The 18,867-nt window shown below is 49.3% G+C and carries 20 protein-coding genes; 4 read left to right on the top strand and 16 right to left on the bottom strand.

Annotated elements, in window-relative coordinates:
• Nucleotides 1–63: 63 nt before the first annotated feature.
• Nucleotides 64–651: a TfoX/Sxy family DNA transformation protein gene (locus tag PGW97_RS10410; RefSeq protein ID WP_047883411.1), complete on the bottom strand. Its 588-nt coding sequence runs from the start codon at nt 649–651 to the stop codon at nt 64–66.
• A gap of 349 nt (nt 652–1,000) precedes the next feature.
• Between PGW97_RS10410 and PGW97_RS10415 the strand changes: the two genes are divergently transcribed.
• The 3 genes from PGW97_RS10415 (at nt 1,001) to PGW97_RS10425 (ending at nt 3,672) form a co-directional block, all read left to right on the top strand.
• Nucleotides 1,001–1,522 carry an LON peptidase substrate-binding domain-containing protein gene (locus tag PGW97_RS10415; RefSeq protein ID WP_273857276.1) on the top strand — a complete coding sequence of 174 codons (522 nt, stop codon included), beginning with the start codon at nt 1,001–1,003 and terminating at the stop codon, nt 1,520–1,522.
• 106 nt (nt 1,523–1,628) lie between these two features.
• Nucleotides 1,629–2,552 carry an HDOD domain-containing protein gene (locus tag PGW97_RS10420; protein ID WP_047883409.1) on the top strand — a complete coding sequence of 308 codons (924 nt, stop codon included), beginning with the start codon at nt 1,629–1,631 and terminating at the stop codon, nt 2,550–2,552.
• Between the two features lie 220 nt (nt 2,553–2,772).
• Entirely contained in the window at nt 2,773–3,672 is a 900-nt protein-coding gene (locus tag PGW97_RS10425; protein WP_047883408.1) for a lysine exporter LysO family protein, read from the top strand.
• A gap of 476 nt (nt 3,673–4,148) precedes the next feature.
• Here PGW97_RS10425 and ptsG read toward each other — a convergent pair whose 3' ends face one another.
• The 14 genes from ptsG to yceD all read right to left on the bottom strand — a co-directional run bounded on the left by ptsG (nt 4,149) and on the right by yceD (nt 16,692).
• Nucleotides 4,149–5,579 carry a PTS glucose transporter subunit IIBC gene (gene ptsG / locus PGW97_RS10430; RefSeq protein ID WP_047883407.1) on the bottom strand — a complete coding sequence of 477 codons (1,431 nt, stop codon included), beginning with the start codon at nt 5,577–5,579 and terminating at the stop codon, nt 4,149–4,151.
• Between the two features lie 469 nt (nt 5,580–6,048).
• Nucleotides 6,049–6,825 carry a TatD family hydrolase gene (locus PGW97_RS10435; protein WP_273857277.1) on the bottom strand — a complete coding sequence of 259 codons (777 nt, stop codon included), beginning with the start codon at nt 6,823–6,825 and terminating at the stop codon, nt 6,049–6,051.
• A 59-nt stretch (nt 6,826–6,884) separates the two neighbouring features.
• Nucleotides 6,885–7,847, bottom strand: a complete 963-nt coding sequence (gene holB / locus PGW97_RS10440) for a DNA polymerase III subunit delta' (protein ID WP_273857278.1) — start codon at nt 7,845–7,847, stop codon at nt 6,885–6,887.
• Between the two features lies 1 nt (nt 7,848).
• Nucleotides 7,849–8,478 carry a dTMP kinase gene (tmk, locus tag PGW97_RS10445; RefSeq protein WP_273857279.1) on the bottom strand — a complete coding sequence of 210 codons (630 nt, stop codon included), beginning with the start codon at nt 8,476–8,478 and terminating at the stop codon, nt 7,849–7,851.
• A 2-nt stretch (nt 8,479–8,480) separates the two neighbouring features.
• Nucleotides 8,481–9,494 (bottom strand): endolytic transglycosylase MltG, encoded by a 1,014-nt coding sequence (gene mltG / locus PGW97_RS10450; protein WP_273857280.1) that lies wholly within the window; start codon nt 9,492–9,494, stop codon nt 8,481–8,483.
• Nucleotides 9,488–10,297: an aminodeoxychorismate lyase gene (pabC, locus tag PGW97_RS10455; protein WP_273857281.1), complete on the bottom strand. Its 810-nt coding sequence runs from the start codon at nt 10,295–10,297 to the stop codon at nt 9,488–9,490. Before pabC ends, mltG begins: the two co-directional genes overlap by 7 nt.
• 104 nt (nt 10,298–10,401) lie before the next feature.
• Nucleotides 10,402–11,640, bottom strand: coding sequence for a beta-ketoacyl-ACP synthase II (gene fabF, locus PGW97_RS10460; protein ID WP_047883401.1), 1,239 nt, complete (start codon nt 11,638–11,640; stop codon nt 10,402–10,404).
• Between the two features lie 87 nt (nt 11,641–11,727).
• Complete coding sequence (gene acpP / locus PGW97_RS10465) at nt 11,728–11,964, bottom strand: acyl carrier protein (protein ID WP_047883400.1); 237 nt, start codon at nt 11,962–11,964, stop codon at nt 11,728–11,730.
• A 157-nt stretch (nt 11,965–12,121) separates the two neighbouring features.
• Nucleotides 12,122–12,856: a 3-oxoacyl-ACP reductase FabG gene (gene fabG, locus PGW97_RS10470; protein ID WP_217392755.1), complete on the bottom strand. Its 735-nt coding sequence runs from the start codon at nt 12,854–12,856 to the stop codon at nt 12,122–12,124.
• Nucleotides 12,857–12,952: 96 nt separating this feature from the next.
• Nucleotides 12,953–13,876: an ACP S-malonyltransferase gene (gene fabD, locus PGW97_RS10475; RefSeq protein ID WP_047883398.1), complete on the bottom strand. Its 924-nt coding sequence runs from the start codon at nt 13,874–13,876 to the stop codon at nt 12,953–12,955.
• Between the two features lie 113 nt (nt 13,877–13,989).
• Nucleotides 13,990–14,946 carry a beta-ketoacyl-ACP synthase III gene (locus PGW97_RS10480; RefSeq protein WP_273857282.1) on the bottom strand — a complete coding sequence of 319 codons (957 nt, stop codon included), beginning with the start codon at nt 14,944–14,946 and terminating at the stop codon, nt 13,990–13,992.
• A 5-nt stretch (nt 14,947–14,951) separates the two neighbouring features.
• On the bottom strand, nt 14,952–15,974 hold the full coding sequence (plsX, locus tag PGW97_RS10485) for a phosphate acyltransferase PlsX (protein ID WP_084712426.1): 1,023 nt from the start codon (nt 15,972–15,974) through the stop codon (nt 14,952–14,954).
• A gap of 9 nt (nt 15,975–15,983) precedes the next feature.
• Entirely contained in the window at nt 15,984–16,154 is a 171-nt protein-coding gene (gene rpmF, locus PGW97_RS10490) for a 50S ribosomal protein L32 (RefSeq protein WP_047883395.1), read from the bottom strand.
• Between the two features lie 25 nt (nt 16,155–16,179).
• Nucleotides 16,180–16,692, bottom strand: a complete 513-nt coding sequence (gene yceD, locus PGW97_RS10495) for a 23S rRNA accumulation protein YceD (protein WP_047883394.1) — start codon at nt 16,690–16,692, stop codon at nt 16,180–16,182.
• A 299-nt stretch (nt 16,693–16,991) separates the two neighbouring features.
• Between yceD and PGW97_RS10500 the strand changes: the two genes are divergently transcribed.
• Nucleotides 16,992–17,573, top strand: a complete 582-nt coding sequence (locus PGW97_RS10500; RefSeq protein WP_047883393.1) for a Maf family protein — start codon at nt 16,992–16,994, stop codon at nt 17,571–17,573.
• Between the two features lie 251 nt (nt 17,574–17,824).
• On the opposite strand, the gene rluC is transcribed toward PGW97_RS10500, so the two are convergent.
• The gene (gene rluC, locus PGW97_RS10505) at nt 17,825–18,775 is read right to left on the bottom strand and encodes a 23S rRNA pseudouridine(955/2504/2580) synthase RluC (protein ID WP_217392774.1); all 951 of its coding nucleotides are present in this window, start codon (nt 18,773–18,775) and stop codon (nt 17,825–17,827) included.
• Between the last annotated feature and the right edge of the window lie 92 nt (nt 18,776–18,867).

Genomic DNA, 18,867 nt, shown 5'->3' on the forward strand with positions numbered 1-18,867 from the left:
ATACAACAAAAAGCCGCCAAAAGGGCGGCGGCTTAGACTCCGTTGAAAAATAAGAGCGATAACTTATTCAATACTGCGTAATAACTGCTTCTTATGGTCGTCTTTCAATAAGGTCCAGTGACAACCGTCGATAGCACCAGCAAACATCCAGAGCAGCTTCAGATCCAGGTCTTTCCCCTGGCTCTGACGTACCTTACGAAACACCTCTACCGCCCCCAGCGCCACGAAGCTGCTGACATCCGGAATCCCGGCCTTTTTTACCATCCGTTCCAGCGTCAGGCGCATATTTGGTAAATCTCTCAAGCGCTTACTCTGATCCGATAACTTATACACCTTCTCTGATACAGCAACATCAATTGAGTGTCGAATCAGCTCAGAACAGCGGATTTTGTCTTGCAGGTACACATCCGTCACATTGTAATAGTTCACTACAGCGGTAGTGCTGCGCTTGACGTGTCGGAACCTTTCACACCCCTGTGCCATTAATTGAGAATCGAGCTGTTCACCACCACGAAGGTAAAGAGCGCGATCTGTGATGATGGCATACATGGCACCGTTGATAAAAACACCTGTACCACCGAACATTGAACGCTTCTCGAAACCACCAAATTCGTGAAGATAATTAAATAACTCTTCCTTAAAATCCTGCACAGTAAATCTCCCGTTAAACGTTATTTCCCTGGCAAAGCCCCAGTAACGCTGGACAATTTAGCGTCAATATCGTGACTTGCTTCTACCCTATACATATTTTTTCCATATGAAACAGAGAACACTTCAAAGTGGGATTCCAAACATATTATGGACCAAAAAATAAGCGTTATGGGACAAAATCGACCTTATTCTGCAACCGCATAAAACTGACAGATCACCTAAACTATTCAGTGAGCTCTTAGCTTTTTTTCTTATCCACAAACTATAAAGCCGTTGTATGCCAGAGACAGATAAACCGTTAGAAATTGCCCTTTTTCCCTCCTCATCTCATCTGTTACCGGATGGGAGAATGGATGTGACAATCTGCGAGGCACGGCACATTCAGATGCTGAAGGATTCGTTGGCTGGGGTGCGTCAATTTGCCGTCTGTATGCTCAACGAGATGGAAGAAGATAGCGATGTAAAAAAAATTCCGGCTATCGCAACCCTTTGTAAAGTGATCAATTTCGACCAGCTTGAAGGCGGCTTACTGAGCATTGCGCTGGAAGGAACCCACAAGGTTCGGCTGCTTTCGATCCGGGTAGAAGACGATGGATTGATGAGGGCAAAATGTACGTACTTCCCGAATTGGGACTATTTGCCTCTGGAAAGCAAAGACAATGAACTCGCTGAAAAACTTAAAGTTTTCTATCAGTCCGTGCCGGAAATTGGCGCCTTCTATCCCGAACCAGAGTTTGATGATTTATGCTGGGTTTGCCAACGTTGGATCGAAGTTTTACCGCTGGAAGTACATTACAAACAACTGCTTATCACCCAGGATTCCCCGCGCCTGACCGTCCGTTTTCTGCACAAGCTGTTCCTGACTGACTAAAAATAATTCATGCAGTTTTAAAAAGGTTTTTTTCATCTTTTTTTTCTGTCACTTACCATTAACTATGGCTAGAATAGCCTTGTTAAAACTATTTCTATTATTTCAAATGACTCATGTATCTTTCTTTTGGTTAAAACCTGAAAACGACAAGATAGTAAAAGGACTGGAGTCAGAATTTTGTGGCCTGGTCCAAAATGCCATCAAACAGGATAAATTAACCTTACCCCCGATCCCTAATGTCTTGATCAGGCTTCAGCAACTTTGTAAAAACGAAGACACCTCGCTGAACGATATTGCCGAGCTTCTGCTGGACGACCCCGGGATTGCGGCTTACATCATCAAAATCTCCAATACCATGATGTTCAATCGCCGTAATATTGTCTGCCACGATATCTACGCTGCCGTCAGCAGACTGGGGATGTACCGCGTCAGAGACATCATCACCGCAAAAGCCATTGAAGAATTAAAAACCCGCCACTTATTCTGCCAGGAAGGCAATCAACTACTGACACAAAGTGCAATTCGCTCCCGCCAGCTGGCTGCCACTATGGCACTCATCGCCAATGGTCTGGCAACTCACCCTGAATTTCCCAAAGCGGTTGAACCGGAGAAAGCCCTGCTGGCCGGCCTGTTTGCCGATATTGGTTTATTTAGCCTGGTACACGAATACCAAGCCTATCTCGACGGCGGTAACTATCTGGACCTGGATATCGCCAAATACGTTTTTGAACACAGCTGTCAGGAAGCCAGCATGATGATTCTTAAACACTGGGGATTTGATGATGATTATCTGGAAGTGGCATCAAATCGTCCGGCACCTTACCGTGCCACGATGAAAGAACATATCTATCTGGATATTGCCCGCATGGCGCACTATTTATTGTTATTCAAAAACAATGATGACGCCATTGATGAGCATCATGTCGAGATGGATTTGGCGGCTGCCGAAGTAATCTATGAACTGACGAACCTGCCGGATCCCGACTTTAACCATCGCCTCAAAACCGTGTTTAAAAATAGCGGCTTCTGATTTCCTACCCCACACCCTACTACCGGCAAAAATAAAGCCGGGAAAGGCTGAGAAAGCATATTGACCGTTTCTCAGCCTTGCTGATAAGCTGTTGAATTCATACTCTGTTTACAACTTATGCTGATTCTGGCCGCATTTAGCAGCGCATCCTCATCTGCTTATTGCCGGTAGGAATGGATTCTATCGTGCAGTTCAGCGTGAACACTGTTTAAGGACCCTCATGTTCTCCGGAATGCTTTACATCTTTCTGCCACTGGTTATTGGCTACCTGATCCCTGTTAACAAAGCGTCGGTGCTGGAATTCATTAATACCCAGACTACCCGCCTGATTCTGGTTATTCTGACCCTGATGGGGCTCAGTCTCGCGGGGCTGGATAACATCAGCCAGAACCTGAGCCAGATAGTCACTTACACTTTAGTATTTTTTCTGGTTATCAGCAGTTGCAACCTGTTGGTTCTACCCGTTCTCGATAAACTGTTGCCGACGTCTACCGAGCATACTCATCAGCAATTGCCTTTTCGGGAGATGATACTGGAATCCGTCAAACTGATTTTCGTGGTGGCCGGTGGCCTGCTATTCGGTTTAGTGAGCGGCATTGATTTAAGTTGGGTTGATCAGGCCAGTGAAGTTATCCTGCTCATCCTACTGTTTCTGATCGGTATCCAGCTACGCAACAGTGGCATGACGCTGAAACAGATTCTGCTGAACAAGAAAGGCATTTTGATTGCTCTGGCTGTCATTGCCACCTCCCTGCCCGGCGGACTACTGGCCGCTTACTTTCTGGATATGCCTTATAATCATGGGTTAGCAATGGCCTCCGGGTTTGGCTGGTATTCCCTGTCGGGGATTCTGATTGGTGACAGCCTGGGACCAGTCATGGGTGGCGTGGCCTTTCTTAACGAACTGCTGCGGGAGCTGGTAGCCCTGAGTATGATTCCCCTGATGATTCGCCGGTACCCCAGTACGGCTATCGGATATGCCGGTGCCACAGCCATGGACTTTACCTTGCCGGTCATTCAGAACTGCGGCGGGATCCGTTGTGTCCCTATCGCCATTGTTAGCGGGTTCATTCTGAGTCTGTTAGTCCCGGTGTTGATGCTGTTTTTCCTTTCGCTCTGACCGTTACTTTCTGGATACACCAAACGAACGAGAGCACATTGCTCTCGTTTTTTTTGGTGACGTTTCTTTTGATGATATTTGTGTCTGTTTACCAGCGACGCGGACAAGGATAACCCACAGCACACAGAACCTCTGAGTCAACTCAAGGTGTCCGCACCCTGCTTCGTCGATAAACCTGTCGCGCTCATCAGCATGCAGCCCATCCAGGAACAAGCTAATGAAATCGTCTCAACCTGGCATTGAGCCTCGCGGGAGCATACTCTTGTGTGTGGAGCCTGATAAAACGCAAACACCGCTGTCAGGCAGTCTAAGAGCCCTCAGAAAGAGTAAATGAAAAGAGAACATCCATCTAGGTCGCCATCATCCTAACCCTCTGAGACTCATAGTGTGAGTGAACGGTGCCTGGAACGCAGATATGAAAAAGGGAAGCCGAAGCTTCCCTTTTGTCTTTACTGTCAGATTAAGTAACTGCCGTATTAGTTATTACGGATCCACTCATCCATGTCAGATTTCAGGTTGTCAGATTTTGTACCGAAGATAGCCTGTACACCGCTACCTGCAACAACCACACCGGCTGCACCCAGTTTCTTCAGGCGATCCTGGTCAACGTTCTCAACCTTGGCAACAGAAACACGCAGACGTGTAATACATGCATCCAGGTTTGTGATGTTGTCTTTACCGCCGAAAGCCATAACCAGGTCTTTCGCCATGTCAGAACCTTCAGATGCTACACCGTTAGAGGTTTCTTCCAGCTCACGACCAGGTGTTTTCAGATCCAGCTTAGTGATTACTACGCGGAATACTGTGTAGTAAATCGCTGCGTATACCAGACCTACCGCAATCATCAGACCCATTTTCTGTGCATTACCAGACAGAACCAGGAAGTCGATCAGACCGTGAGAGAATGATGTACCGTGTACAAAGCCCAGCAGGTTAGACACGACATATGCTGAACCAGCCAGAAGTGCGTGGATTCCGTACAGTACAGGCGCAACGAACAGGAATGAGAATTCGATTGGCTCAGTAATACCAGTCAGGAATGATGTCAGAGCAGCTGACAGCATGATACCCATTACTTTCGCACGGTTCTCAGGCTTAGCACAGTGAGCGATAGCAATCGCCGCTGCTGGCAGACCAAACATCTTGAACATGTAACCACCAGCCAGCTGACCAAAGCCATTACCCGCAGCACGAGAAGCTTCATCAGCAACCAGGTAACAAGTCAGTACACCGTTCTGAGGTTCACCCGCTGCGTTCACACAAGAACCGGCTTCAAAGAAGAATGGTACGTTCCAAACGTGGTGCAGACCAAATGGGATCAGAGAACGTTCAACCACACCGTAGATACCGAATGCAACGGTTGGGTTCTGGTGAGCAGCCCAATCAGAGAATGCACCGATCGCCGCACCAACAGGTGGCCATACGAACGACAGGATGATACCCAGAGCAATAGCAGAGAAACCTGTGATGATTGGCACCGCACGTTTACCGGCGAAGAAACCCAGGTACTCAGGAAGCTGAATTTTGTAGAAGCGGTTGAAAGCCCAAGCTGCCACACCACCGACCAGGATACCGCCTAGTACACCAGTATCGATCTTTTCTACGCCCATCACTGTAGCCATTACGCCCAGTGTCGCTGTCATGATGCCGTAGCCAACGATAGCTGCCAGGCCAGCAACGCCGTCGTTATTTGTGAAGCCCAGGGCTACACCCACGGCAAACAGTAGGGCCATTTGGCCAAATACAGAGCCACCAGCCTGCTCCATCAGATTCGAAACGATATCTGGAATAAAGCCAAGGTTAGCGGCGCCCACGCCTAACAGAATACCTGCTACCGGCAAAACCGATACAGGCAGCATTAGCGCCTTACCGACTTTTTGCAGGTTAGCAAAAAGGTTCTTAAACATATTGTGCTCCTGAGTGAGGTTTTTAATTAGATATCAGGCCAGTATCAGCGACCTACCCCCGTAGTCGTGTATCCGATACGACCCTCTTTTTGAATACAGCATAAGTATAAGATGCGGCGCTAAATATAACTTGATGGCTATCAAAATTACCAATGCACCATGAAATATAATTTCAAAATAAAATATAGATCACAGTGAAAAAATTGGTTAAAAAGCAAGAAATCAAAACATAAGATACTGTTTTATATAAAGTAATCAAAAATTCAGACAGAACACAAGAACATGTAATTATCTTTCAATACTGTAAGCTATGTTACTTAACGTTACGAAATTACATTTCAACTTTTTTGTACATTTAATAAGCCGTTTTTCAAATTTGTTGAGTAACTTGTTTTATTCTGGGTGATTTTTAGCCTGACTCATAAAATAAAGACGAAAAAAAAGGAGCCAACGCTCCTTTTTTATTCTGTTACTGTTTTGCTTGCGAAAAAAGTGTGAAGAAGTTTTTCGTGGTGACAGCTTCCACTTCTTCAACCGAAACCCCCTTTAGCAAGGCAATATATTCAGCCACTTCGCGCACATAAGCAGGCTGGTTTTGCTTTCCGCGGTGCGGGATTGGCGCCAGATACGGAGAATCTGTTTCGACCAGCAAGCATTCCAGCGGCAGTTCACTAACAACGTGTTTCAGATCACTGGCTTTATTGAAGGTCACAATCCCGGAAATCGAAATGTAGAATCCAATCTCAATTGCCTCTCTCGCCATTTCCAGACTTTCAGTAAAGCAGTGCAACACACCACCGCATTTCTCCGCGCCTTCTTCACGTAGAATCTGCATGGTGTCTTCGCGAGCCATTCGGGTATGAATAATCAGCGGCTTGTTCAGTTCAACGGCCAGGCGAACATGCTGACGAAAAACCTCTTTCTGCTGCTCAGCCAGTTCAGGCTGGTAGTGATAGTCCAAACCGGTTTCACCGATCGCAACGACACGCTCATTTTGCGCATACTCTTTCAGCTTGTCGTAATCGAAGCCTGCTTCAATATCCAGCGGGTGCACCCCACAAGACGCAAACACATTCTCGTGAGGCTCAATCATCGCCATCATGTCAGGGAAACTATTGAGCGTTACCCCGACAGACAAAAAGTAATCCACACCGCGTGCTTTTGCCTTGGCAAGCACGTCATCAATGCCGGTATGAAGCTTGTCGTAATCCAGTTTATCCAGGTGACAATGCGAATCTACTAACACGTTTTTTCCTCAGTATTCGGTTCTTTGCACGCTATGCGTGCGGTCTGTCTGGCCGCATGTTACGGCTGGTTCATAAACCCTGTCAGCCAGTCGACAATCAACAGTTCCTGGTTCAGTCCGGTCTGTTGTTCAAGTTGCCGCAGCAGTGCATTCACTTTACGAATTTGGCTTTGCAGCAGAATCGGATCTGTCGTCGCGGCTGCTTGCTGCACCAACGGAAGCGATTCACAGTGAATCAGGTGCTCTGTTACCCCTTGCTGCCATTTCAGACAGTCCACCAAGAAATAACTCAGCCATTTCAGACTCTGATGCCCTTCTTCAACACACATGCCCGCAACGTCAAATACACCGAGGAAAGGCGGGTTCAGAAAACCAGCTAAAGTTTCCAGCAACTTACGGTAGCGGATATCCTGCCCCTGCTCGATGAACTGAAGCGTTGCCAGCGGTGCTCTCCCATTAAGGCGCACGGTTTCAAGCGGGATACTTTGCATCAAGGCACTTTCGACCCAACGGCGGGTATCCGCTTCTGCCGGCATTGCAAGCCGCCATTTATTGCATCGGCTGTTTATAGTCGGCAGCAAATTGTCCAGTGACGTAGCCATCAGAATAAACTGACAGCCCAATGGCGGCTCTTCCAGAGTTTTAAGCAAGGCGTTTGCTGCTGCCTCTCCCATCACATCCGCCTGTTCAATCAGTATGACCCGCTCTCCGCTCAACTGCGATGTTTCAACAGCCCAACGGTTACACTGACGAATCGCATCAACCCCGATTTGCTTACCATCAACCGGCGCGAGGTGGTGATAGTCCGGATGCGTGCCCGCATCAAATAGCCGACAGCTATGGCACATTCCACAAGGCTCTGTGATGCCATTCTGACACAGTACGGTTTTGGCCAGCTGTTTCCCTAACGCCTCACGCCCGCTGCCTGTCGGCGCGACCAATAGAATCGCATGGTGGAGGCGTCCCTGATCCAGCAACTGCTGCCAGTTTTTCCAAATGCCTTCCTGCCAGGGATACAACATATTACTGTCGCTCCAGCCATTGCTCGAGTGCATCGGTAATATCAGCGGTCACTTTCTCCAGAGACTGACCAGCATCAATGATAACAACACGTGGATCCTGCTCGGCCAGTTCAAGAAAACGGGCACGGGTACGATGGAAAAAATCAATGTTCATCTTTTCGATCCGATCCAGCTCTCCCCGGCCTCGGGCGCGCTCCAGACCGACAACCGGATCAATATCCATATAGATAGTAAAGTCCGGGCGAAAATCCCCCAATACCGTATCACGCAGCTGAGCCATGACGGTTTGATCGAAACCACGACCACCGCCCTGATAAGCCTGTGAAGACATATCGTGGCGATCACCCACGACCCAATGACCGCCAGACAGAGCCGGTTTGATAACATTTTCCACCAGCTGTGAACGCGCGGCATACAGCAGCAGCAGTTCAGCCATGTCTGTCAGCGGCTCATCCGGATGGCCTTCTTTCACCAGTTTACGCATCTGCTCTGCCAGAGGGGTTCCTCCCGGTTCACGGGTTGATGTGATATCCGAGATCCCATGTTCAGCCAGCACGCGGGTAACCTGCTTGATGGCAGTACTTTTCCCTGCCCCTTCAAGCCCTTCAATTACGATAAACTTACCAGTCATTGTTATTTACTTAGTGTTCTGAGGTAGTCACGAACTGCACGGTTATGCTCAGTCAGTGTTTTGGAGAATTTGTGGCCACCTTTGCCATCGGCCACAAAATAGTAATAGCTGCTTTCATCCGGTTTCACCGCCGCCAGAACAGACGCCTTGCTCGGCATCGCGATTGGCGTGGGCGGCAGGCCAAAAATCGTATATGTGTTGTAAGGGGTCGGGGTGCGTAGATCCCGCTTACGGATATTTCCGTCATAGCTTTCACCTAGCCCGTAAATCACGGTTGGGTCTGTTTGCAGACGCATTCCTTTATTGAGGCGGTTCATAAATACAGAAGACACCACACCGCGCTCATCATCCACCGCCGTTTCTTTCTCAATAATCGAAGCCATGATCAGCGCTTCATAGGGCGATTTAAGCGGAATATTTTGATCCCTGGTCTGCCAGGCTTCATCCAGCAGCGACATCATTGCCTGATAGGCGCGCCGCATCAGCTCAATGTCGGATGTTCCGGCAGTATAATGGTATGTCTCCGGCAGCAGGTATCCTTCCAGTTTCTCGATGCCCGAGGCCCCAATAGCTTTGGCAATCTCCGCTTCACTCATCGTTTTGCTGGCATGCTTCAGATATGGCGCCTGTGTCAGTTGGGTCTGCCAGTCAATAAAACGATCCCCTTCGATAAGAGTGATCGCAAACTGGTGCTCTCGGCCAGAAGCGATCAGTGCCAAGACATCACGCAGCGTCATCACTGGCGTGATCTGATAGGTTCCGGTTTTCAGCCTGACCAGTTCCGGTTCAAGACGCGGGATCCAGCGAGTCCAGGTTGACGGGCGAATGATTTTTTCCTCCGCCAACTGATTCAACAGGCCACGGAAAGATGTTCCGGATTTTACCGTGATCAGGACGTTTTCAGGTGTCTGCACCGGCAGATCAAGTGAAGACTTCACCTGCTGATACGACCAGCCCAGTCCGCCCGCAATGATCAGCGATAACAGCAAACAGGCGATCAGCAACTTTTTTAGCACGTGTACAACCTCTTATTCAGTGCATTGAGCAAGGTTCGCTCAGTGAACTGTTTTCCTTTAATTTCATTTACCGGCACTAACGCCATCAGGGCATTAGTAATAAAGACTTCATCTGCACAAAGCAAGTTATCGAGGGGTGTTTTGACAAATTCTAAACAATATCCGAGCTGCTTGCAGAGCTCGATAATATGGCGGCGCATTACGCCGTGTACCCCGGACATATCCAGTTCTGGCGTGAAAACAACATTTCCCTGGCGCCAGAAAATATTCGAAGCGATTGCCTCGACCACACAACCATTCACATCCAGTACCACAGCATCAAGCCAGCCATTTTGCTCAGCTTCGCGTTTCAGCATCACCTGCTCCAGGCGATTTAAATGCTTATGACCGGCGAGCATTGGCGACAAGGCTAGCCGCTGGTGGCAAACCCCCAGAGTGATCCCATCTGCCTGCCACTGCTCATAATGAACCGGCCAGGCAAAATCAGACACAATTACCGTCGTCTGCTGGCACCCCACTGGACTGTAGCCCCGGCCACCTGCACCACGGCTGATCAGAATTTTGATACCACCTTTATCGGCAAACTGCGCAGCTAGGCGCTCCACCTCAAGGGTTAGGGTTTCCCAGTCTGGCTCGGCTATCGCCAATACCCGAAGCGTACGTTGCAACCGGGATAAATGATACGGCCAGAGTCGGACAGCCCCCTGCTCCACCAGCATGGTGGTGAAGCAACCGTCACCGTACTGCGTCGCCCGGTCAGAGATACCGAGCGTGTCTCCCGCTTTCCCATTGATCAGTATCATGCCTAATCCCTGCGAATATGCTGAAAAAAACAGATAAAAAAACGGCCCGGTGGGTTACCACCAGGCCGTACTATGATAACAGGTACTATAATAACAGGTTATCGTTAGATTTTCTTAAACAGCAGAGAGCCGTTAGTGCCGCCGAAGCCGAACGAGTTACACAGAGCGTACTCCAGTTTCGCTTGGCGGGCTTCGCCTGGTACGTAATCCAGATCACAACCTTCATCTGGATTATCCAGGTTGATTGTTGGCGGTACAACCTGATCAACCAGAGTCAGTGCCGTGATAATAGCTTCTACAGAGCCAGCTGCACCCAGCAGGTGACCTGTCATTGATTTGGTTGAAGAAACCATAACTTTATCAGCCGCAGCACCCAGTGCACGTTTGATACCCAGCGTTTCTGCTACGTCACCCGCAGGGGTAGAAGTACCGTGTGCATTCACGTAACCGATTTGGTCAGCATTGATACCCGCATCACGGATAGCCGCTTCCATGGCCAGTGCACCGCCTGAACCGTCAGCACTTGGTGAAGTCATGTGGTAAGCATCACCACTCATACCAAAGCCAACCAGTTCAGCATAAATTTTCGCACCACGAGCTTTCGCGTGCTCATATTCTTCCAGCATCATCATGCCGGCACCGTCACCCAGTACGAAACCGTCGCGATCTTTGTCCCACGGACGAGATGCAGCCTGAGGATCGTCGTTACGAGTAGACAGCGCTTTTGCCGCAGCAAAGCCACCCATACCCAGCGGAGTTGATGCTTTTTCAGCACCACCAGCCAGCATTGCATCTGCATCGCCGTAGGCAATCATACGTGCCGCGTGGCCAATGTTATGCAGACCTGTTGTACAGGCAGTTGAAATAGCGATGTTCGGACCGCGCAGACCGTACATAATAGACATGTGGCCAGCGATCATGTTTACGATGGTTGAAGGAACAAAGAACGGGCTGATTTTGCGCGGTCCTTTTTCCAGCATTGCCTGATGGTTAGCTTCAATCAAGCCAAGGCCACCAATACCTGAACCAATAGCTACACCAATACGTGCGTTATTTTCTTCAGTGATTTCAATACCAGAGTCTTTTAATGCTTGCACGCCTGCTGCGATGCCGTACTGGATAAACAAATCCATTTTACGAGCATCTTTTTTCGACATGTAATCTTCACAATTGAAGTCTTTGACCATACCAGCAAAACGAGTAGCAAATGCGCTAGCATCAAAATGTTCAATAGTGCTGATACCGCTAGTTCCGGCAAGCAGGGCTTTCCATGAAGATTCAACGGAATTACCTACCGGTGACAGCATACCCATGCCAGTAACCACTACGCGACGCTTAGACACGATTAATTTCTCCGGGAATTGAGGATAAAACAGGATTCATAAGAAAAATCAGGCGGTCATGGTGACCGCCTGGAGGGAGTTCTTTAATTACTCAGATGCGCTAACAACGTAGTCGATAGCTGCTTGAACTGTAGTAATTTTCTCAGCTTCTTCGTCAGGAATCTCAGTATCGAATTCTTCTTCCAGAGCCATTACCAGTTCAACGGTGTCCAGAGAGTCTGCACCCAGATCGTCAACGAAAGAAGCTTCGTTCTTAACTTCAGACTCGTCTACACCCAGTTGCTCAACGATGATTTTCTTTACGCGTTCTTCGATGTTGCTCATTAATCTATTTCCTTAAAACAAGAATTCGCTAATGCGATTTGCTGTAGTTTATTCAATACTGCAAAAGTTGCAATACTCAACACGCTGGTCAAACCACGATTTTCAGTGAAAACAAATTGAGTTTGACCTGCATCATCAAGTTATGCAACTTTTTTGTTTAAATCATGTACATGCCGCCGTTGACATGCAGCGTTTCACCGGTTACATAACCAGCATCATCTGAAGCCAGGAAGGCAACAGCTGCTGCAATTTCACGCGGATCACCCAGACGGCCAGCCGGAACATTAGACAATGTTGCCGCACGCTGATCATCATTCAGAGCTTTAGTCATGTCAGTTTCAATGAAGCCTGGAGCAACCGCATTCACGGTAATACCACGAGAAGCCACTTCACGCGCCATTGATTTAGTAAAGCCAATCAGACCCGCTTTCGCTGCAGCGTAGTTCGTCTGACCCGCGTTACCCATGGTGCCGACCACAGAACCGATGCTGATGATGCGACCGTAGCGCTTCTTCATCATAGAACGCAGAACCGCTTTTGACAGACGGAAAATAGACGTCAGGTTGGTGTCCAGGATGTCCTGCCACTCGTCATCTTTCATGCGCATCAACAGATTGTCGCGAGTGATACCGGCGTTGTTCACCAGAATATCAACTTCACCGAACTCGTCTTTGATCTGCTTCAGAACCGCTTCAATTGATTCAGGAGAAGTGACGTTCAGCGCCAGACCTTTACCGTTTTCACCCAGGTACTCGCTGATCGCTTCTGCGCCTTTCTCAGAGGTGGCTGTACCAATAACAGTGGCACCGCGTTCAACCAGGATTTCTGCAATCGCACGGCCGATACCACGGCTTGCACCTGTTACCAGTGCAATTTTACCTTCCAGGCTCATTGTTATTCCTCTTTGCTTGGATTGAGGTGTCAGCCGCACAGGCTAAGGCTGCCCGGCTGACCCAGTATTTTTAGTCGCTTGTTATGTAGCGGCTTTTTATTTCGCAGCTTCCAGTGACGCCGGATCGTTAACTGCTGAACCGCCCAGTGAACGGCTGATACGTTTGGTCAGGCCAGTCAGGACTTTACCCGGGCCAAACTCCAGCAGTGATTCCACACCCTCTGCTGCCATACGCTCAACAGATTCCGTCCAGCGAACCGGGCCATACAGTTGCTTCACCAGCGCCTGCTTGATTGCAGCCGGATCAGTTTCCGTTGCCACATCCGCATTATTGATTACAGGTACTGACGGTGCATTGAACGTGATCTCGTCCAGAGCAACGGCCAGTTTCTCAGCGGCAGGCTTCATCAGCGCACAGTGAGACGGCACAGATACCGGCAGAGGCAGTGCGCGTTTCGCACCCGCTTCTTTACACAGTACGTTGGCACGCTCAACCGCTTCTTTATTACCCGCGATAACCACCTGACCAGGAGAGTTAAAGTTCACTGGCGAACAAACCTGACCCTGCGCCGCGTCTTCACACGCTTTCGCAATCGCGTCATTTTCCAGGCCAATGATCGCTGACATCGCACCAGTACCCGCTGGGACAGCTTCCTGCATCAGCTGACCACGCAGCTCAACCAGTTTGACAGCGTCTTTGAAGTCAATCACACCCGCACAAACCAGTGCAGAGTATTCACCCAGGCTGTGGCCGGCCAGTACGTCAGGCTGGGCACCGCCCTGCTCCTGCCATACACGCCAGATAGCAACAGAAGATGTCAGCAGCGCAGGCTGAGTACGGTGAGTCTCATTAAGCAGTTCAGCCGGACCGTTCTGTACCAGTTCCCACAAATCATAGCCCAACACTTCAGAAGCTTCGGCAAAAGTCTGTTTAACCACTTCAAACTGCTCAGCCAGCTCCGCCAGCATGCCAACAGCTTGTGAACCCTGACCAGGGAATACAATCGCGAATTTAGACATTCGAGAATCCTTATTTTGTGACTGAAACATTCAGTACTAAATAGAGGGAGACCGTCAGATGTGCCGTTTGGCCCACAGGCTCCCTCATTGAAACGAATTCGGTAGGCTAAGCCTTAAAATTTCACCAGTGCAGAACCCCAGGTGAAACCGCCACCAAAGGCTTCCAGCAATAGGGTCTGACCACGTTTGATGCGGCCATCACGGACGGCTTCATCAAGCGCCGTCGGTACGGTCGCCGCCGAGGTGTTACCGTGGCGATCAAGCGTGACCACAACCTGATCCATCGACATTGATAATTTTTTCGCCGTCGCGGAGATAATACGCAGGTTAGCCTGATGAGGCACCAGCCAGTCCAGTTCTGACTTGTCCATATTGTTAGCAGCCAGCGTATCTTTTACCAGGTTTGACAATTGAGTCACTGCCACCTTAAAGACTTCATTACCTGCCATGTACAGCCACTTGTCGTCGCTGAACGTCTGGCCATGTTCCGGTACCGCCAGGCTCAGCAGGCCACCAAAGTGACCGTCAGCATGCAGGTGGGTAGAAATAATCCCCGGCTCATCACTGGCACCAACAACAACCGCACCGGCACCGTCACCAAACAAGATGATTGTGGAACGATCTTCTGGATCACACTTGTGAGACAGCGCATCAGAACCAATTACCAGCACGTTTTTCGCCATGCCGGTCTTAATGTGCTGATCGGCAATACTCAATGCGTAGATGAAGCCTGAACACGCAGCGGCAATATCAAACGCCGGGCAGCCTTTAATATCCAGCATACCTTGCACCTGGCAGGCCGCCGATGGGAAAGCGTGGCTCGCACTGGTAGTCGCTACGATGATCAGGTCAATCTCGTCCTTGGCAATGCCAGCCATTTCAATGGCTTTCAGGGAGGCCTGATATCCCATTACCGCAACAGTTTCATCCTCTGCGGCAACGCGACGCTCTCGAATACCGGTACGAGCAACGATCCACTCATCGCTGGTATCGACCATCTGTTCTAAATCGGCATTAGAACGTACTTGTTCCGGCAGGTAGCTGCCAGTACCTAAAATTTTGCTATACATGAAGACTAATAATGCCTCTCGAGTAAGACTTGTTCCAAACGGTCACTGATTTTTATCGGTATCTGCCGTTTGACCTCGCAGACTGCTTCACCAATGGCATTGGTAAAGGCAGCGATATCAGCACTTCCATGGCTCTTCACCACAATACCGCGCAATCCTAACAGACTCGCGCCGTTATACTGGTCGGGGTTCAGTTGCCTGAGGCTCTCGAATAGGTCACGAAACAACCATTTAGCGACCAGACGCTTAAACGGATTGTCCGAAATGGCTTTTCGGATATTGTTTATAAATAGATTAGCCACCCCTTCGCTGGTTTTCAGGCTTACATTGCCAACAAAACCGTCGCAGACAATCACATCGGCTTTTCCGCTGTAGAGCTGGTCCCCTTCCAGATAGCCTATGTAGTTAATTTCCTTAGCGTCCGCCAGCATTTCTGCACATCGCTTGACGAGATCATTACCTTTGATCTCTTCTTCGCCGATATTCAGCAGTGCAACGCGTGGCGCCGCCTTCCCCTGCTCGGCCAGTACCGCTCCCATCACCGCAAACTGGAACAGCGTATCAGCATCGCATGACACATTCGCGCCCAGATCGAGTAACCAGGTTTTCGTTTCGTTTTGGGTCGGAATTGCGGAAACCAGTGCGGGACGATCCACACCCGGCAGCTGTTTGAGGATATAACGGGACAAGGCCATCAGCGCACCGGTATTACCGGCACTGATACAGGCGTCTGCCTGACCTTCTGAAACCGCCTCAAGCGCTGCCCGCATCGATGAGCCCTGGCTATGGCGTAATGCCTGTGACGGCCGGGTATCGTTGGCGATGACATTGTCACAATGGACAATCTTAATACGGGGATGGTTGGTTTGATTCAGGAGAGAGAGTTGCGATGTGATCAAAGTCTGATCACCAAATAACATGACTTTTAGCTCCGGGAATTGCAACAGTGCCTGCACGGAGGCAGGCACTGTTACTTGAGGACCGAAATCCCCGCCCATTGCATCAAGTGCAACGGTTAGACCACTCAAGGCTCAACCTTACTTTTTGATAACCTTGCGGCCACGGTAGAAACCGTCAGCAGTCACGTGGTGACGTAGGTGAGTTTCACCACTTGCAGAATCTACAGACACAGCTGCAGTTGTCAGTGCATCGTGAGAACGACGCATACCACGTGCTGAACGTGATTTTTTGCTCTGTTGTACGGCCATTAACCCTACTCCTGTTAAAAATTACTTACTTCAAGTTTTTCAATACTGCAAACGGATTCGGACGCTCATCAGCAACGGGGATCTCACCAAAAGTCATGTTTCCGCTGGCTTTGCAGTCAGCTTCATCATGCATAGCGACTTGTGGCAATTCCAAAATCAACTCGTCTTCAACGATTTGAATCAGATTGATCTCACCATTTTCGTCGACGTCAGCCGGCTCATAAGCTTCCGGTAAATCATCTGCACCCTCTCGGTTGAGGAGCGGACTATAACAGAATTCAACACTATATTCGTGTTTGAATTCTTCCTGACATCTCTGACAGGTTAGCATCACTTCCACATCCGCGCGGCCTCGCATGAATGCAATATGACGCTGGTCCAGGTCAAATGATAAGGTGACGTTTGCATCACGTGTTACGCTCTGTGTTGACTCGGCCAGACGCTCCAGTAACTCGGCTTTGATGATGCCATCATAATCGAGTTTCTTTTGAGCGGCGCGAACCGGATCAACTTTAAGCGGCAATTTTACCTTTTGCATAGGGCGCGAATATTAGCCTTCTAATCAGCTTGAGTCAAAGGAAATGTGCTCGAATTAACAGCATTTAAGCTAATTCGAGGGTGCCATTTTACCTGCAGCGCAGTCGTCACCACCACTTCCGCCAATTTGATGGTAAATGCCCGCCAGAGAATGACCCGTTACGGTTTATTCAATGCGGTCAAATTACCGTCAACTGTCTGGTGAGATACCAGTCTCTCACCAGACTCACCTTCATTATATAGCCATTTATGCTGATGGCACGTAGACTATCTTCAATCAATTTCAACCGGAAACCCGTCATGACCCAACCCTTGCTGCTGGCATCGACTTCGCCTTTTCGTCAGGCCCTGCTGGAAAAACTCCAGGTGCCCTTTTCTATCGCCAGTCCTGACTGCGATGAAACGCCTCTGCCCAACGAAAACGCTGAGCAGTTGGTTCGCCGTCTGGCCGAAGGGAAAGCCAAAGCCTGTGCAGCCAGTCATCCTGACCATATCATCATCGGGTCAGATCAGGTTTGCGTCATCAATGACAAGATCATCGGTAAACCATTGACCGAAGAGAAAGCCTGCCAGCAACTAAAAGACGCCAGCGGCCAGGTGGTTACCTTTTATACCGGCCTCTGCGTTTTTAATGCCCGAACCGGTGACAGCCGCGTTATCTGTGAACCTTTTCATGTTCACTTCCGCCAACTGAGCGATGAAGCCATTGCCCGCTATGTTGCCAAAGAGCAGCCGCTGTACTGTGCTGGCAGCTTCAAATGCGAAGGGCTTGGTATTGCCCTGTTTGACAGGTTAGACGGGCGAGATCCCAATACCCTTGTCGGCCTGCCGCTCATCGCCTTGTGCGATCTGCTGCAAACCCAGGGAATCGAAATCCTTTAGAGCTACGAATTACACCCACTCTCGCCTATCCGGCTAGGCTTCACCTGTTTGGTTTGAGGCTGTGGTTGTGGTTGTGGTTGTGGTTGTGTCAGTCAACCACTGATATAAACCCCAAACAAATAACGGCAGCTTTCGCTGCCGTTCGTGTTTGAAGTGCCACCTACGACCGATTTGGCATTACAACGCCAAACTGGGCAAATCACACCACTTTCAAGCCAGAGCCTTACATCAGAAAGGAGCTCAACCACCCCTCACGCTGATTTTCGGCGCAATTGCTCGATGGCTTTCACCAGCATCGGCTCCATCGGCGCACTGATATCCATCTTTTCATCCGTTTGAGGATGCGTGAACTGGATATTCGCAGCGTGCAGGAACAAACGGTTTAGCCCCACCTTCTTTGTATACGCATCAAAACGCGGGTCACCATAGCGGTCATCCCAAGCAATCGGGTGCCCAGCATACTGACAGTGAACACGAATTTGGTGCGTCCGGCCGGTTACCGGGCTCGCCTGAATCAGGGTCGCCTGCTCCAGTCGTTCAATAATTTTAAAACGGGTGTCAGACGGCTTACCGTTCGGGTTCACCCGAACAATACTATTTACCTCATTTTTCAGCAGCGGTGCCGTCACTTTTTTACACGAAGCCTTCCACTCGCCCATTACCAGCGCATAGTAATATTTCTGCACGGTTTTCTGGCGGAACTGCTCCTGCAGCTTACGCAGTGCAGACCGCTTCTTAGCGACCAGCAAAATACCGGAAGTATCCCGGTCGATACGGTGTACCAGCTCCAGGAAACGCGCATCCGGACGCAACGCACGCAAGGCTTCAATGGCACCGAACTTCAGTCCGCTACCACCATGCACAGCGGTACCTGACGGTTTGTTCAGAATCAGCATGTGATCATCTTCATAGATAATGCATGATTCCAGCTCCGCCACTTTATCCAGCTTAGTACTGACCGGCGCCTGTTCTTCCCTCTCCGGGACAACGACCGGAGGTACCCGAACCAGATCCCCGTCTTGCAGCTTGTATTCCGGTTTTATTCTTTTTTTGTTTACCCGCACTTCCCCTTTACGCAGAATCCGGTAAATCATACTTTTTGGTACATTTTTTAGCCGCGCTCGAAGAAAATTATCGATTCGCTGGCCTGCAAAATCATCAGAAATCTCGATGAACTGCACTTTTGGTTTATCATCTTTCATGGGTTTCATTCTAACATGCCTACAAAGCAGATTGCCGCAAAAAAGTCACCCTGCTATGATTGGCGTGCACAAGTGGGAAAAAGTGCCTACTT

The sequence above is a fragment of the Photobacterium sp. GSS17 genome (genome assembly GCF_028621875.1).
GTDB lineage: Bacteria > Pseudomonadota > Gammaproteobacteria > Enterobacterales > Vibrionaceae > Photobacterium > Photobacterium ganghwense.